General features: G+C 63.8%; 11 protein-coding genes. 6 read left to right on the top strand and 5 right to left on the bottom strand.

The window, feature by feature from the left end; genetic code table 11:
- Positions 1–22: 22 nt before the first annotated feature.
- From NVV79_RS00990 to nirB, 3 genes are read right to left on the bottom strand one after another with little or no spacing between them, the layout of a single operon-like run.
- Complete coding sequence (locus tag NVV79_RS00990; protein WP_303985354.1) at positions 23–856, bottom strand: formate/nitrite transporter family protein; 834 nt, start codon at positions 854–856, stop codon at positions 23–25.
- A 40-nt stretch (positions 857–896) separates the two neighbouring features.
- Entirely contained in the window at positions 897–1229 is a 333-nt protein-coding gene (nirD, locus tag NVV79_RS00985; protein ID WP_303985352.1) for a nitrite reductase small subunit NirD, read from the bottom strand.
- Positions 1230–1240: 11 nt separating this feature from the next.
- Positions 1241–3688 carry a nitrite reductase large subunit NirB gene (gene nirB, locus NVV79_RS00980; RefSeq protein WP_303985350.1) on the bottom strand — a complete coding sequence of 816 codons (2448 nt, stop codon included), beginning with the start codon at positions 3686–3688 and terminating at the stop codon, positions 1241–1243.
- A gap of 429 nt (positions 3689–4117) precedes the next feature.
- On the opposite strand from nirB, the gene NVV79_RS00975 reads away from it, so the two are divergent.
- A complete protein-coding gene (locus NVV79_RS00975) occupies positions 4118–4471 on the top strand; it encodes a YciI family protein (RefSeq protein ID WP_303985348.1) in 354 nt (117 codons plus the stop codon).
- An 83-nt stretch (positions 4472–4554) separates the two neighbouring features.
- On the opposite strand, the gene NVV79_RS00970 is transcribed toward NVV79_RS00975, so the two are convergent.
- Both NVV79_RS00970 and NVV79_RS00965 read right to left on the bottom strand, forming a co-directional pair.
- Positions 4555–5166, bottom strand: a complete 612-nt coding sequence (locus NVV79_RS00970) for a LysE family translocator (RefSeq protein ID WP_303985346.1) — start codon at positions 5164–5166, stop codon at positions 4555–4557.
- 253 nt (positions 5167–5419) lie between these two features.
- Complete coding sequence (locus NVV79_RS00965) at positions 5420–6361, bottom strand: nucleoside hydrolase (RefSeq protein ID WP_303985344.1); 942 nt, start codon at positions 6359–6361, stop codon at positions 5420–5422.
- Between the two features lie 143 nt (positions 6362–6504).
- Here NVV79_RS00965 and NVV79_RS00960 point away from each other — a divergent pair, with 143 nt between their 5' ends.
- The 5 genes from NVV79_RS00960 to glgC form a co-directional block, all read left to right on the top strand.
- On the top strand, positions 6505–7761 hold the full coding sequence (locus NVV79_RS00960) for an AI-2E family transporter (RefSeq protein ID WP_303985343.1): 1257 nt from the start codon (positions 6505–6507) through the stop codon (positions 7759–7761).
- 79 nt (positions 7762–7840) lie between these two features.
- On the top strand, positions 7841–9703 hold the full coding sequence (locus NVV79_RS00955; RefSeq protein WP_303985341.1) for a monovalent cation:proton antiporter-2 (CPA2) family protein: 1863 nt from the start codon (positions 7841–7843) through the stop codon (positions 9701–9703).
- A 97-nt stretch (positions 9704–9800) separates the two neighbouring features.
- The gene (locus tag NVV79_RS00950) at positions 9801–12269 is read left to right on the top strand and encodes a glycogen/starch/alpha-glucan phosphorylase (protein WP_303985339.1); all 2469 of its coding nucleotides are present in this window, start codon (positions 9801–9803) and stop codon (positions 12267–12269) included.
- Positions 12270–12375: 106 nt separating this feature from the next.
- Positions 12376–14571, top strand: a complete 2196-nt coding sequence (gene glgB / locus NVV79_RS00945) for a 1,4-alpha-glucan branching protein GlgB (RefSeq protein ID WP_303985337.1) — start codon at positions 12376–12378, stop codon at positions 14569–14571.
- Between the two features lie 55 nt (positions 14572–14626).
- On the top strand, positions 14627–15703 hold a 1077-nt coding region (gene glgC / locus NVV79_RS00940), incomplete at its 3' end, for a glucose-1-phosphate adenylyltransferase (RefSeq protein ID WP_303985335.1).

The following is a 15703-nucleotide window of genomic DNA, read 5'->3' as shown; positions in this document are numbered from 1 at the left end:
ATTGCGGAGCGCCCGATGTGTATTATTCGGCAGGGACAAACTTATGCGAGGCCGCCCGCTGAGTGGCCCTGGTGCTGTGGGTGGCATAGAGGGCCAGGCCAACGAAGGCCAGACCGCCGACCAGGTTGCCAAGGATGGTGGGGATTTCGTTCCAGATCAGGTAGTCCATGATGGAGAACTGGCCGCCCAGCATGAGGCCCGAGGGGAACAGGTACATGTTCACGATGGAATGCTCGAAGCCCATGTAGAAGAACAGCATGATGGGCATCCACATGCCGATCACCTTGCCGGAAACCGAGGTGGACATCATGGCGGCGACGACACCGGTCGAGACCATCCAGTTGCAGAGCACGCCACGGACGAACAGGGTCAGCATGCCGGCGGCGCCGTGCTCGGCATAGCCGACGGTGCGGCCTTCGCCGATATGGCCGATGGCCTGGCCCACGGCGTTGGGCTCCTGGCTGAAGCCGAAGGTGAAGGTGATCGCCATCAGCACCGCGACGGTGAAGGCACCACCGAAATTGCCCAGAAAGACCAGGCCCCAATTGCGGAACAGGCCGGCCAGGGTGACACCGGGGCGCTTGTCGATGAGAGCGAGGGGGACCAGCGTCATGACGCCGGTCAGCAGGTCAAAGCCCATGAGATAGAGCAGGCAGAAGCCGACCGGGAAGAGGATGGCGCCGGCGAGCGGCTGGCCGGTCTGCACGTTGACGGTGACGGCGAATGCTGCGGCCAATGTCAGGATGGCGCCGGCCATATAGGCGCGGATCAGTGTGTCGCGGGTGGACATGAAGACCTTGGCCTCGCCGGCGTCGATCATCTTGGTCACAAATTCGGTTGGTATGACGTAGGCCATTTCGTCTCCTTGGGAGCAGGGGGCTTGCTGGGTTGAGGTACTATTCGGCGGCGACCAGGGCGTTTTCGAACGCCATGAAAATGCGGCCATCGACGAGGTCGATCGGGTAAGTCCGGACCTGGCCTTCGTCGGCGCCGAGCGCCTGGCCGGTGGCGAGGTCGAAGACCCAATTATGCAAGGGGCAGGTGACGGAGGCGCCGTGGACGATGCCTTCGCTGAGGGGGCCGTGCTTGTGCGGGCAACGGTTTTCGATGGCGAAGACCTGGTCTTCCTGGGTGCGGAACACCGCGATCCTTCCGGCCGGGGTGTTGACGCAGCGGGCGCCGCGGCGGGGGATGGCGTCAATAGTGCCGATCTCGATCCAGTCGCTCATGAGTGATCTCCCTATTCTGCCGCTACGGGCATGCCGAAGTCGGCCAGGGCGGCGAATTCGTGGGCGTCCTTGCCGTTGACGCGTTCCTGCCAGGGATCGACCTGGGCGAAGGTCTGCGCGTAGACGAAGCGCTCGTAATAGGCGCGGCGCTTGTCGCGGTCGGTAACGACATTGGCTGTTATGGATTCCTTGCCCACGCGCCTGGCCCATTTGTAGATGCGCTCGAGATAGCGGCCCTGCTCGCGGTAGAGCTGGGTGAGGGCGACGATGATCTCGAGGGCTTCATCCTCGGTATCGGCGTGGCAAAGGAGCTCGGTGGGTTTGATGTCGAGGCCGGCGGCGCCGGCGAAATGGATGTCGTAGCCGGAATCCACGCAGACGACGCCGATATCCTTGCAGGTGGCTTCGGCGCAGTTGCGCGGGCAGCCGGAGACGGCGAGCTTGACCTTGGCCGGAGTCCAGGCACCCCACATGAATTTTTCGAGGCGGATGCCGAGGCCGGTGGAATCCTGGGTGCCGAAGCGACACCAGTCGGAGCCGACGCAGGTCTTGACCGTGCGCAGGCCCTTGGCATAGGCGGCGCCCGAGACCATGCCGGCGGCATTGAGATCGGCCCAGACGGCGGGGAGGTCTTCCTTTTTCACGCCGAGCAGGTCGATGCGCTGGCCGCCGGTGACCTTGACGGCGGGAATCTGGAACTTGTCGGCGACATCGGCGATGGCGCGCAATTCCTTGGGGTTGGTCATGCCGCCCCACATGCGGGGCACGACGGAATAGGTGCCGTCCTTCTGGATATTGGCGTGGACGCGCTCGTTGATGAAACGGGACTGGCCATCGTCCTCGTATTCGCCCGGCCAATCGGAGACGAGGTAGTAATTGAGGGCCGGACGGCACTTGGCGCAGCCGCAGGAGGTTTTCCACTCCAGTTCCTGCATGACCGATGGAATGGATTTGAGGCCCTTGGCGATGATGAGGCGGCGGACGTCGTCGTGACCATATTCGGTGCAGGGGCAGATGGGCTGCACGGCGGCGGGGTTGTAGGCGTCGCCCAGGGTGGCGTGGAGGAGCTGTTCGACCAGATGGGTGCAGGAGCCGCAGGAGGCGGAGGCCTTGGTATGGGCGCGGACGCCATCGAGCGTGGTGAGGCCCTTGGACGCTATCGCGCCTGATATCGTGCCCTTGCAGACGCCATTGCAGCCGCAGATTTCGGCATCGTCGGGCAGGGCGGCGATGGCAGCCATCGGGTCGAGGGGAGAGCCGCCCTGATAGGCCTGGCCGAAGATCAGCGTGTCGCGCATTTCGCTGGTGTCGGTGCCCTTGCGGATCATGTCGAAGAACCACGGGCCGTCGCCGGTTTCGCCATAGAGGACGGCGCCGATGACCTTGTCCTGCTTGAGCACGAGGCGCTTGTAGACGCCCGAAGTGGCGTCGCGCAGCACGATCTCGTTGCGGTCTTCGGCCTCGGCGAAATCGCCGGCCGAATAGACGGAGACGCCGGTGACCTTGAGCTGGGTGGCGGTCTGGACCGGGCGGAAGGCGGCGTCCACCTTGGCCAGGGTCTTGGCCAGTACCTTGGCCTGATCGTAGAGCGGGGCGACGAGGCCGTAGACAATGCGCTCATGCTCGACGCATTCGCCCAGCGCCAGGATGTCCGGGTCGGAGGTGACCATCTGGTCGTTGACCACGATGCCGCGCTCGACATGCAGGCCGGCATCCACGGCGATGCGGACTTCGGGGCGGATGCCCACGGCCATGACCACGATATCGGCGCCGTAGACGGTGCCGTCCTCGAGGGCGACGGCCTCGACGCTGGTCTCGCCGAGAATGGCCTTGGTCTGCGCCTTGCAGTGAACCTTGATGCCGCGGGCTTCGAGGTCGCGCTGCAGCAGGTAGCCGGCAGCCGGATCGAGCTGGCGCTCCATGACATGGCCCATGAGATGGAGCACGACCACATCCATGCCGCGGGCGCGCAGGGCCGCGGCGGCTTCGAGGCCAAGCAGGCCTCCGCCGATGACCACGGCCTTCGCGCCGGTACGCCGGGAGACATCGACCATGCGGTTCACGTCGTCGAGGTCGCGGAAGGCCATGACGCCGGGCAGGTCCTTGCCGGGCAGGGGGATGATGAAGGGGGCCGAGCCGGTGGCGACGATCAGCTTGTCATAGGGCGTTTCGCCGCTTCTGGAGATGACCAGCTTGCGCTCGCGGTCGATGGCGGTGACGGTTTCGCCAAAGCGGGTGTGAACACCATGCTCCGCGTACCAGGCGGCATCGTGGGTGATGATCTGCTCGTAGTCCTTCTCGCCTGCCAGGACCGGGGAGAGCATCAACCGGTTGTAATTGCCGCGCGGTTCGGCGCCGAACAGGGTGACGTCGAACCGGCCGGGGGCGTCTTCGAAGATATGTTCGAGCGCGCGGCCAGAGGCCATGCCGGCACCAATGATGACGAGGCGTTCGGTCATCGATGTATTTCTCCCACTCCGCTGCCGGGCAGCCGTGAAAACAAAAAAGCTGCCAACCGACACGCCTGGTCCGAAGACCGAAGCGTTTGTCAGTTGGCAGCTTTGCCTGTGTGGTGCCCGACATTGGACACCGAATGCGATGGCACCGGAGTGCCGCAAATCCTACAAAGCAGGAAGCGTGCCAAAACGAGGGACGGAAGAATTAGGCTTATAGGGCAATGGTTTACGGGGGTGCCTCGCCGACCGAACCGGTGACGTGCAGGCGGGGTGGGCGCTCAATCGATTGTCAAACTGCGCAAAAAATAGGCGTGTATGCGCTTTCGGTCACCAATTGCGCAGTTGCGTTATCTTGTGTCGTTGTCGAATCCGCACAGTGTGCTTCGTCGCGGAGGCAGGGCCGGATGGGCCTGGAAGAGAAGGAGAAAGACGATGCAGGTCATGACGCTGGTCAAGACGACCAAGGCCGGGGCCGGTGCGCCACCGATGGCACTGATGCAGGCGATCGGGCAACTGGGCGTGGATGCCGAGGCGGCCGGGGTGCTGGTGACGCAGGGCGGGCTGATGGGCAAGGAGCAGAGCGCCTTCATCAATATTCGCAGTGGCAAGGTGATCGTCACCGACGGGCCGTTTGCCGAGAGCAAGGAACTGGTGGGCGGCTATGCCGTCTATGAGGTGCCTGATATGGAAGCGGCGATGGACTGGGCGGTGCGGTTCGCGAACCTGCATACCGAGCATTGGCCTGGCTGGGAGGGCGAAATCGAGGTTCGTCCCATTTTCGGCTGAGGCCGGGCTGCAAATGGCTCCCCAAGTACAGTGCCCTCGGGTCAAGCCCTGACGTGACGTGGGTGGGATGTGCCTCTGAGGAGCTAGTGCTGCCAGACGACGAGGCCGGCGGCGGTGGCCATCATGACACCGGCGGTCTTGTTGAGGCGGCCAAGGGCGCGCGGGCTCTTGAACATTTCGCGGGCGGCTGAGGCCAGCCAGGCATAGCCACAGCCGATGATGAGGAGGACAACGACCACGATGGCGGTGAGTTCGGCGAAGGCCAGGGGCGTCATCTGGTCGAGCGGGATCACCGTGGGCAGGATGGCGAGATAGAAGACGATGGTCTTGGGATTGCCCATGGTCAGCGAGAAGCCGGCGAGGAAAGTTTTCCAGCCGTCTTCGTTTTTCGGCTTCATCTGCTCGGAGCCGGGGCGGGCGGTCCAGAACTTGTAGGCGACATAGAGCAGATAGGCCGCGCCGGCCCAGCGGACGATGACGAAGATGGGACCGAACCAGGTGGCGATGGCGGCAAGGCCGAAGACGGCGAAGACGAAATAGACCAGATCGCCGGCCAGGATGCCCAGTACCATGGGAAAGGCGCCCCTGAAGCCGCCGCCCAGAGCGCGCGCCACCACGGCCGCGACGCCGGGGCCGGGGACCAGGACGGCGATGGCATAAGCGATGGTGAAGGCGGTGAGGGTGAAGAGGTCCATGGGGGCGGTCTCGGTTGGGAGGCGGAGATTATGCCGCCTGCAGTCATTTGCCAATGACCGTGGCAGTCGTCTCCCTCCCTCTTGTGGGGAGGGATCGAGGGTGGGGGTATCGAGGGTTCCGCAAGTGCCGAGTTCCTGGAGAGTTCGACACCCCCACCCTGCTCGATTCAACGGACTTAGCTGAAGCTAAGTCCTATCTCGCTTCCCTCCCCACAAGGGGGAGGGTGGGTCCGGTGGGAATGGCGCGACGGCGCTAAGGCAGCCGCGCGAGCCGTTCGGTCAGGAGTTGGTAAAAGCCTTCGGCATTGCCGGTTCTGAGGTAGTTGACGTTCCGGACCTTGCCAGTGACGTGCCAGTAGTCGGTGACGGTCATGCCGACGGTGAGGTCGCTCGCGGTTTCGATGGTGACATTGCAGTGGCGGCCCGCGAACAGGTCGGGGCGGAGGAGCCAGGCGATGACGGTGGGGTCGTGCAGGGGAGCGCCGGACCAGCCGTATTTCTTGAGGTCGAAACTCTCCGAGAAGGTCAGCATATCGTAGACGGCCTTGCCGGATTTGTTGCCCAGGCCGGCAATGGCGGCGAGGCGTTCCGGAGTGGACTGGATCTGGTGGGTGACGTCGAGCGGCAGCATGGTGATGGGCGCGCCGCAGCGCAGCACGACATCGGCGGCTTCGGGATCGACATAGATGTTGAACTCGGCCGCCGGGGTGATGTTGCCGACCTCGAAATAGGCGCCGCCCATCATGACGATTTCGGCGATGCGTTCGGCAATGGCCGGCTGCTTGACCAGGGCCATGGCGATATTGGTCAGCGGGCCGAGGGTGCAGAGGGTGATGGTACCGGGCTCTGAAGCCATCAGCGTGTCGATGATATAGTCGACGCCGTGCTGGGCCTGCAGCGGAATGGTGGGCTCGGGCAGGTCGGGGCCATTGAGGCCGGTTTCGCCATGCACATGCTCGGCGGTCACCAGATGCCGGCGCATGGGGCGGGCGCAGCCGGCATAGACGGGCACCTCGCGGCGGCCTGACAATTCGACCACCTTGCGGGCATTGTTGGCGTTGTGATGCAGGCCCACATTACCCGCCACGGCGACCACGCCCAGCACGTCAAGCTCTTCGGGGGAGGCCAGTGCCAGCAATATGGCAACGGCATCGTCCTGGCCGGGGTCGGTATCGATGATGATCTTGCGGGGCATGACAGGGCCTTGGCAGGAGAGAGAATCCGGCCGGCACACTAGCGATTGATGGGGCCGGGGTCGACTGCCCTGCGCAGGCCTTCGCACGGAACGTTTGTACCGGGGCGGCGTTACCGATCCGCGAGGGGTTTCGGGAAAAAGACATGGCACGCGCAGCAAAGCCGGCGACACCACAAGACATGAGCGAAAGCCAGTTCGAGCGCGTCATTGCCAATGCCGCGCGCATTGCCATCATGTTCGTCGGATTTCTTGCCCTGCTGTTCGCGTTGCAGGTGGGCCAGGTGTTTCTGGCGCCGGTGACGCTGGCCATCGTGATCGGACTGATGTTCGGGCCGGTGGCCGACCGGGTCGAGCGCTTCGGCGTGCCGCCGGCGCTGTCGGCCGGTGTCGTGGTGCTGATGCTGATCGGGGTCATCGCGGCGGGGGTGACGCTGTTTGCGGTGCCGCTGTCCGAATGGGTGGCGCGGGCGCCGATGATCTGGAACAAGCTGCAGCAGCAATTGGCGAGCCTCGAAGGGCCGCTGGAGGCGGTGAGCGCGTTCCAGGCGCAAATCTCGTCTATCTTCGGCAGCGACAGCGCCATGGCGGTGACGGTGGAGGATGGCGGGCAGATGATCAGCGTCGCCATGCTTGCCCCGGCCATCCTGGCGCAGATGCTGATCTTCCTTGCCAGCCTCTATTTCTTCGTGGCGACGCGCGACCATATCCGCATCTCGGTACTGTCGCTCTGCGTCAGCCGGCGGATGCGCTGGCGCACGGCGCATGTGTTCCGCGATGTGGAGCAGAAGGTCAGCCGGTTTCTGCTGTCGATCACCTTCATCAATTTCTGCGTCGGTTGCGCGGTGTCGCTGGCCATGTGGGCGATCGGCATGCCCTCGCCTGTTCTGTGGGGCGCTCTGGCGGCGGTGCTCAACTACATTCCCTATGTGGGGCAGGGCGTGATGGTCCTGGTGCTGCTGGCCGTGGGGCTGGGCACGCAGACGGAACCGACGGCGATCCTGCTGCCGGTGGCCTGTTACGTGGGCATCAATTTCGTCGAGGGACAGATCGTGACGCCGCATTTCATCGGGCGGACGATGACGCTCAATCCGTTCCTGATCTTCCTCTCCATCACCTTCTGGCTGTGGGCCTGGGGGCCGGTCGGCGGATTGGTGGCGGTGCCGACGCTGCTGATCGCGACATCGGTGCTGGCGCATATGCTGCCGAGCAAGCCGCTGGTACCGAGCCGGCCGGTGCGCCGCACGGCCAGGATGACCGACCGCGACGAATTGCTGGCCAATACGGCCAAGGCCATTCGCGAACAGGCCGAACTGGAGCAGGAGCCGGCGGAAAAGCGCAAGGAAGAGCGGCTGCAGCCGCCCGAGGGCACAGCGCCGAGCGGCGCAGAACCGGCAACGTAGACGTGCCATGCGACGGTTAAGCTTGACGCGATAGCGCGGGGCAGAAAAACTCCGCTCCTGACCAAGTGCGGAGTCTGCGGTGGCGAGTGAGGTTGTTGGACATGCGGCGGAAGCCGCGGCGCATGGCGTGGACCTCATTCCAGTGGTGGCGCTGCTGGGCGCGGCGGTCATCGCCGTACCGCTGTTCAAGCGGATCGGGCTGGGTTCGGTGCTCGGCTATCTGGCGGCGGGGCTGCTGCTCGGACCATCGGGGATCGGGCTGATCCACGATCCGGAATCGATTTTGACCACGGCCGAACTGGGCGTGGTGATGTTTCTTTTCATCATCGGGCTCGAAATGGAGCCGTCCAAGCTATGGGCGCTGCGCAAGCAGATCTTCGGGCTGGGCGTGATCCAGGTGGCCGGTTGCGGGGCGCTGTTGACCGGGGTGGGCGTGCTGCTGGGCTTTGCGCCGGTGGTAGCCTTCATCTTCGGCATGGGCTTCGTGATGACCTCGACGGCCATCGTCATGCAGATCCTGGGAGAACGCGGGGAACTGTCGAGCGATAGCGGCCAGCGCATGGTGTCGATCCTGCTGCTGGAGGACCTGGCCATCGTGCCGCTGCTGGCCATCGTGGCCATCCTTGCGCCGGGCGGCGGCGAAGAGGTCGACATGGTCACGCGGCTCCTGAGCATCGCCGCGCCGATCGGGGCGGTGCTGCTGCTGATCTTTATCGGCCAGCGCATCATGAATCCGTTCTTCGCGCTATTGGCCTCCAGCAAGCTGCGCGAGGTGATGACGGCGGCCGCGCTGCTGGTGATTTTCGGCGCCGCATTGCTGTTCCAGGCGAGCGGTCTGTCCATGGCCATGGGGGCGTTCCTGGCCGGGGTGCTGCTGTCGACCTCGACATTCCGGCACCAACTCGAAGCCGATGTCGAACCGTTCCGCGGCATCCTGCTCGGCCTGTTCTTCCTGGCCGTGGGCATGTCGCTCGACCTCGGCATTGTCGGCGACAACTGGCAGATCATCGCCCTTAGCGTGGTGGCCTATATGGCGGTCAAGGCGGCCGGCATCTACGTCATTGCCCGGCTGCTCAAGGCAAGCCATGCCGTGGCGCTGGAGCGGGCGGTGTTGATGGGGCAGGGCGGTGAATTCGCCTTCGTGCTCTATACGACAGCGGTTTCGGCGGGGATCATCGACGGGCCGACCAATGCGATCTTCACGGCGACTGTCATCGTCTCGATGGTGCTGACGCCGTTCTTCATCATCGGCCTGCGCTTCGTGACGCCCAAGGCGGCGGAGCAGTCGATGGAGGGCGTGGAGGCGGCCGATGGCCTGTCCGGGCGCATTCTCATCATCGGCTTCGGGCGTTTCGGCCAGATCGCCAGCCAGCCCCTGCTGGCGATGCGGCACTCGGTGTCGATCATCGACAACGACACCGAGATGATACGGGCGGCGGCGCAGATCGGCTTCAAGGTCTATTACGGCGATGGCACGCGGCTCGATATCCTGCATGCGGCGGGCGCCGATACGGCCGACCTTATCCTGATCTGTACCGACCGGAAGGAGCAGACGACGCGTATCGCCGAACTGATGCGCGACGAGTTTCCGCTGGTGCGGGTGATGGCGCGGGCCTTCGACCGTGGTCATGCAATCGAACTGGTCAAGGCCGGGGTGGAATACCAGTTGCGCGAGATGTTCGAGTCGGCGCTGGAATTCGGTGGCGCGGCGGTCAGGGCGCTGGGGGCGACTGAGGAGGAGGCTGCCGAGGTGGTCGAAGGCGTGCGCGACCGCGACCGCCAGCGGTTCGAGCTGCAACTGGCGGGCGAGGACTGGCGGGGCCTGGGGCGCCTGCTGCTCAGCAATGCGCAGGAGCAGGCGCGCGAGGGCGGCGTCACCGTAGCCGAGGAAGCGGCCGAGGATGCGGTGGCCAAAAGCACGCATCCGAAACAACCCGTCTGATCCAGGTGTATCGCGTGGGGGCTTCCGCCTGCCCAAATTAAGTGCAAGACTAAAGTCTCTAGAGGGGAATACATCGTCATGAAACCTGGATTGCGATATGCCGCAACAGCCGATCGTTTACGACGCCCCTACGCCGGAGCCCCGTGCCAAGACCGTTGAGGCCATCCAGGCCGAAATCCTCGAAAGATTGATCTATTCGGTCGGCAAGGACCCGATTGTCGCCCGGCCGCATGACTGGCTGGCGGCGACGATCCTGGCGGTACGCGACCGGGTGATGGACCGCTGGATGGAGTCGTCACGCGAAACGTGGCGCACCTCGCGCAAGCGGGTCTACTATCTCAGCCTCGAATTCCTGATCGGCCGGCTGATGCGCGACGCGATGAGCAATGTGGGGCTCATCGAACCGGTGCGCGACGCACTCAGCAATCTCAATGTCGACCTGGGCGACCTGATCAATCTCGAGCCCGATGCGGCCCTGGGCAATGGTGGGCTGGGGCGACTGGCGGCGTGTTTTCTCGAATCCATGTCGACGATCAAAATTCCCGCCTATGGCTATGGCATCCGCTATGTGCATGGCCTGTTCCGCCAGGAAATGAGCGAGGGCTGGCAGGTCGAGCTGCCCGAGGAATGGCTGGCGCACGGCAATCCCTGGGAATTCGAGCGGCGCGAGAGCGCCTATGAGATCGGCTTTGGCGGGCATGTCGAGAAGGTCACCGACCCCGATGGCACCGAGCGGCAGGAATGGCGGCCGAACGACCATGTCCTGGCCGTGGCCTATGATACGCCGATCGTGGGCTGGCGCGGGGCGCGGGTGAATACGCTGCGGCTGTGGAGCGCGCAGCCGATCGACCCGATCCTGCTCGACAAGTTCAATTCGGGCGACCATATCGGCGCGCTCGAGGAAAGCGCGCGGGCGGAAGCCATTACCCGCGTGCTCTATCCGGCGGATTCGACGGCAGCCGGGCAGGAATTGCGGCTGCGGCAGGAATTCTTCTTCTCGTCGGCCTCGCTGCAGGACATCGTGCGGCGGCATCTGCAGCAATATGGTGACCTGGGCTCACTGCCCGACAAGGTGGCGATCCAGCTCAACGACACCCATCCGGCGATTTCCATTGCCGAACTGATGCGCATCCTGGTCGACGACAACGGGGTCAAATGGGCCGATGCCTGGACGCTGACCAAGGGTACGTTCGGCTATACCAACCACACGCTACTGCCCGAGGCGCTGGAAAGCTGGCCGGTGGCGCTGCTGGAGCGGCTGCTGCCGCGGCATATGCAGATCATCTACCAGATCAATGCCGACGTGCTGGCCGATGCGCGGACGCGGGCCAAGTTCAATGATGCGCAGATCGCCAATGTGTCGCTGATCGACGAGGCCGGTGGCCGTCGCGTGCGCATGGGGCAGTTGGCCTTCGTCGGATCGCATTCGATCAACGGCGTTTCGGCGCTGCATACCGAGCTGATGAAGCAGACGGTGTTTTCGGACCTGCACAAGCTCTATCCCGATCGCATCAACAACAAGACCAACGGCATCACGCCGCGGCGCTGGCTGATGCAGTGCAATCCTGGCCTGACCAAGCTGATCAGCGAGCGGATCGGGCCGGAATTCCTCGACGATATCGACCTGCTTAGGGGGCTCGACGCCCATGCGGACGATCCGACCTTCCAGGGGCAGTTCGCCGCAGTGAAGCAGGCCAACAAGCAGAAGCTGGCCAAGCTGATCAAGGACCGGCTGGGGATCACGGTGTCGCCGGATGCCATGTTCGACGTGCAGATCAAGCGCATCCACGAATACAAAAGGCAGTTGCTCAACATCATCCAGGCGGTGGCACTGTATGACGATATAAGGGCGCATCCGGAACGGAACTGGGTGCCGCGCGTCAAGATATTCGCGGGCAAGGCGGCGCCAGGCTACTGGAATGCCAAACTCATCATCAAGCTGATCAACGATGTCGCCAAGGTCATCAACAATGATCCGGCCGTGCGCGGCCTGCTGAAGGTGGTGTTTCTGCCGAACTACAATGTGAGCCTTGCCGAGGTGATCGTGCCGGCGGCCGACCTTTCCGAGCAGATTTCGACGGCCGGCATGGAGGCCTCGGGCACCGGCAACATGAAGTTCATGGCCAATGGCGCCATCACCATCGGCACGATGGACGGCGCCAATGTCGAGATGCACAAGGAAGTGGGGCCGGACAATATCGTCATCTTCGGGCTGAGCACCCAGGAGGTGAACGAGAAGCGCGCCAAGAGCGAAGTGCCGCGTGGGGCGATCGATGCCTCGCCCCGGCTCAAGGAAGCGCTGGATACGATCGCTTCGGGCGTGTTTTCGCCTGACGATCCGCATCGCTATCGCGACCTGATCGGCGGAATTTATGACCATGACTGGTTCATGGTGGCGCGCGATTTTGATGCCTATGCCGCAGCGCAGACCAAGGTGAACGAAATCTGGCAGGACAAGAGGCGCTGGAACGCCATGGCGATCCGCAACACCGCCCATGTCGGCTTCTTCTCGTCGGATCGGACGATACGGCAATATGCCGAGGATATCTGGGGCGTGCCGGCATGAGCATGGGCAGGGGGCGGCAAGCGGAAATGCGGACCGGACCTGTTGCCAATGAATGGTTCGGGGGGCAGGGCCGGATGGCTTGCACCGCCGTCGGAGGAGCGCGCGCGTGAGCAAGGAAGACTGGCAGGCCGATGCACGGGAGGTGGAGGCGATCGTCAATGGTCGGCATCCCAATCCGTTCGCGTTTCTGGGGCTGCACGAGATTGGCGGGCAATGGGTGTTGCGGGCCTTCATCCCGCATGCCGAGACCGTATCGGCCTATGCGCTGGACGGGGTGGCGCTCGGTCCGCTCATTCCGCGCCACGGCGGGGGCTTTTTCGAGGGCAAGATCAGCATCAGCGGGCGCCAGCCGATCCGCTATCACGCCAAAAACGCCGGCGGGGAATGGGATGTCTATGACCCCTATTCCTTCGGGCCGGTGCTGGGGCCGATGGACGATTACTATATCGGCGAAGGCAATCACCTGCGGCTGTTCGACAAGCTCGGCAGCCATGAGATGGAATTCGAGGGCATTCACGGCACCCATTTTGCCGTGTGGGCTCCCAATGCGCAGCGCGTGAGCGTGGTCGGCCCGTTCAACGAATGGGACGGACGGCGCAATCCGATGCGCAACCGCCTGGAAACCGGCATCTGGGAAGTGTTCATTCCCGTGCTGGGCACCGGCACGCTCTACAAATACGAGATCGTCGGGCCGGATGGCGTGGTGCAGCCGCTCAAGGCTGACCCGTTTGCCCGGCAATCGGAATTGCGGCCGCGCACGGCCTCGGTGGTGCCCGACCCGACCGAATTCGCCTGGACCGACGCCAAATATATCGAAGAGCGCGCCATGCGCGACTGGCGACGGGTGCCGATGTCGATCTACGAGGTGCATCTGGGCAGCTGGCGGCGGCGGCCCGATGGCGGGTTTTTGAGCTATGACCAACTGGCCGAGCAGCTCGTGCCCTATGCGGCGGATATGGGCTACACCCATATCGAGCTGCTGCCGATCACCGAGCATCCGTTCGATCCGAGCTGGGGTTACCAGCCCACGGGCATGTACGCGCCGACTTCGCGCCATGGCGATCCGGCGGCGTTTGCCCGCTTCGTCAATGCGGCGCATGAGGCGGGGCTTGGCGTGATCCTCGACTGGGTACCGGCGCATTTCCCGACCGATGCGCATGGGTTGGCCCGTTTTGACGGCACGGCGCTTTACGAGCATGCCGATCCGCGGCAGGGCTATCACCCCGACTGGAACACGGCGATCTACAATTTCGGCCGGCGCGAGGTGGTGAGCTTCCTCGTCAACAATGCGCTCTACTGGCTGGAGAAATTCCATATCGACGGGCTGCGCGTCGATGCCGTGGCGTCGATGCTCTATCTCGATTATTCGCGCCAGCAGGGGCAGTGGGTGCCCAACAAGTTCGGCGGCAACCAGAACCTGGAGGCCGTGGAATTCCTGCGCCGGGTGAATTCGGAAGCCTATCGGCTGCATCCCGGCACGTTCATGATCGCCGAGGAATCCACGTCATGGCCCGGCGTCAGCCATCCGGCCTATACGGGCGGGCTGGGCTTCGGCTTCAAGTGGAATATGGGCTTCATGAACGACACGCTGCGCTTCATGAGCCGCGAGGCGGTGCACCGCAAATACCACCACAACGACATGACCTTCGGCACGGTCTATGCCTTCAGCGAGAATTTCGTGCTGCCGCTGAGCCATGACGAAGTGGTGCATGGCAAGGGCTCGCTGCTGACCAAGATGCCGGGCGACGACTGGCAGCAATTCGCCAATCTGCGGGCCTATTACGCCTTCATGTGGGGGCATCCGGGCAAGAAGCTCCTGTTCATGGGGCAGGAATTCGCGCAGCGCGAGGAATGGGCCGATGGCAAGTCGCTGGACTGGTATCTGCTCGATGCGGGCATGCATGAGGGGATGCGGCGGCTGATCGCCGACCTCAACCTGGCCTATCGGGAATTGCCGGCCCTGCATGAGCGCGATTGCGAGCCGGACGGGTTCGAATGGGTGATCGGCAACGATCACGCCAATTCGGTGTTTGCCTGGTTGCGCAAGGCGCCAGGGAGCGACCCCGTGCTGGTGGTGTCCAATTTCACGCCGGTGCCGCGCAGTGGCTACAAGATTCCCATGCCGGTGGCCGGCAAATGGGTGGAGCGCATCAATACCGATGCGGGATGGTATTCGGGGTCCAATACCGGAAACCAGGGAGCGGTCGAGGCCTATGCCGTGGAGGGCAAGCACTGGCCGGCGGAAGCAGAAGTTTACCTGCCGCCGCTCTCGACACTGTTCCTGAAATACGAGCCGGCGTGACCCGGATGGAGTGAGATACGTCCCGGAAAACGGGCAGTAGTGGAGGGTTAGAAGAATGGCAGACTACAGAACACCATCGCCGCTGGCCCGCGAGGCCATGGCCTATGTGCTGGCGGGAGGACGCGGCACGCGCCTGATGGAACTGACCGACCGGCGCGCCAAGCCGGCCGTCTATTTCGGGGGCAAGTCGCGCATCATCGACTTCGCGCTCTCCAATGCGATCAATTCGGGCATCCGCCGCATTTCGGTGGCGACGCAATATCAGGCGCATAGCCTGATCCGGCATTTGTCGCGTGGGTGGAATTTCCTGCGGCCCGAACGCAACGAGAGCTTCGACGTGCTGCCTGCGAGCCAGCGGGTGGCCGAGGACATGTGGTATGCCGGGACCGCCGATGCCGTGTTCCAGAACATGGACATCATCGAGGATTACGGCGCGCGCTATATCGTCATCCTGGCCGGCGACCACATCTACAAGATGGACTACGAAATCATGCTGCGCCAGCACGTCGATACGGGCGCGGACGTGACCATCGGGTGCCTGGAAGTGCCGCGCATGGAAGCCACGGGCTTTGGCGTGATGCATGTGGACGGGCGCGACCGGGTGATCGACTTCGTCGAGAAGCCCAAGGATCCGCCGGCCATTCCGGACAAGCCGGACACGGCCTTGGCCAGCATGGGCATCTACGTGTTCGAGACGCGGTTCCTGATGGAGCAGTTGCGGCGCGACGCGGCGACGGAAGGCTCGAGCCGCGATTTCGGCAAGGACATCATTCCCTATATCGTCAAGAATGGCACGGCCTGGGCGCATCGCTTCACGCGGAGCTGCGTGCGCTCGTCCAAGGAAGACGTGGCCTATTGGCGCGACGTGGGCACGATCGACGCCTATTGGAAGGCCTCGATCGACCTGACCGATATCGAGCCGCAGCTCGATCTCTATGACCGTGACTGGCCGATCTGGACCTATGCGGAAATCACCCCGCCTGCCAAGTTCGTGCATGACTTCGACGGGCGGCGCGGTTCGGCGGTGAACTCGCTGGTTTCGGGCGACTGCATCATCTCGGGCGGGCATTTGCAGCGCACGCTGCTCTCGACCGGCTCGCGGGTGCATTCCTATTCGGTGCTCGAAGAGGCG

Source organism: Devosia ginsengisoli, from assembly GCF_024707105.1.
GTDB classification, from domain to species: Bacteria; Pseudomonadota; Alphaproteobacteria; order Rhizobiales; family Devosiaceae; genus Devosia; species Devosia ginsengisoli_A.
Note: the sequence above shows the minus strand (reverse complement) of the source record. Positions and strands in the feature narration are given on the sequence as shown.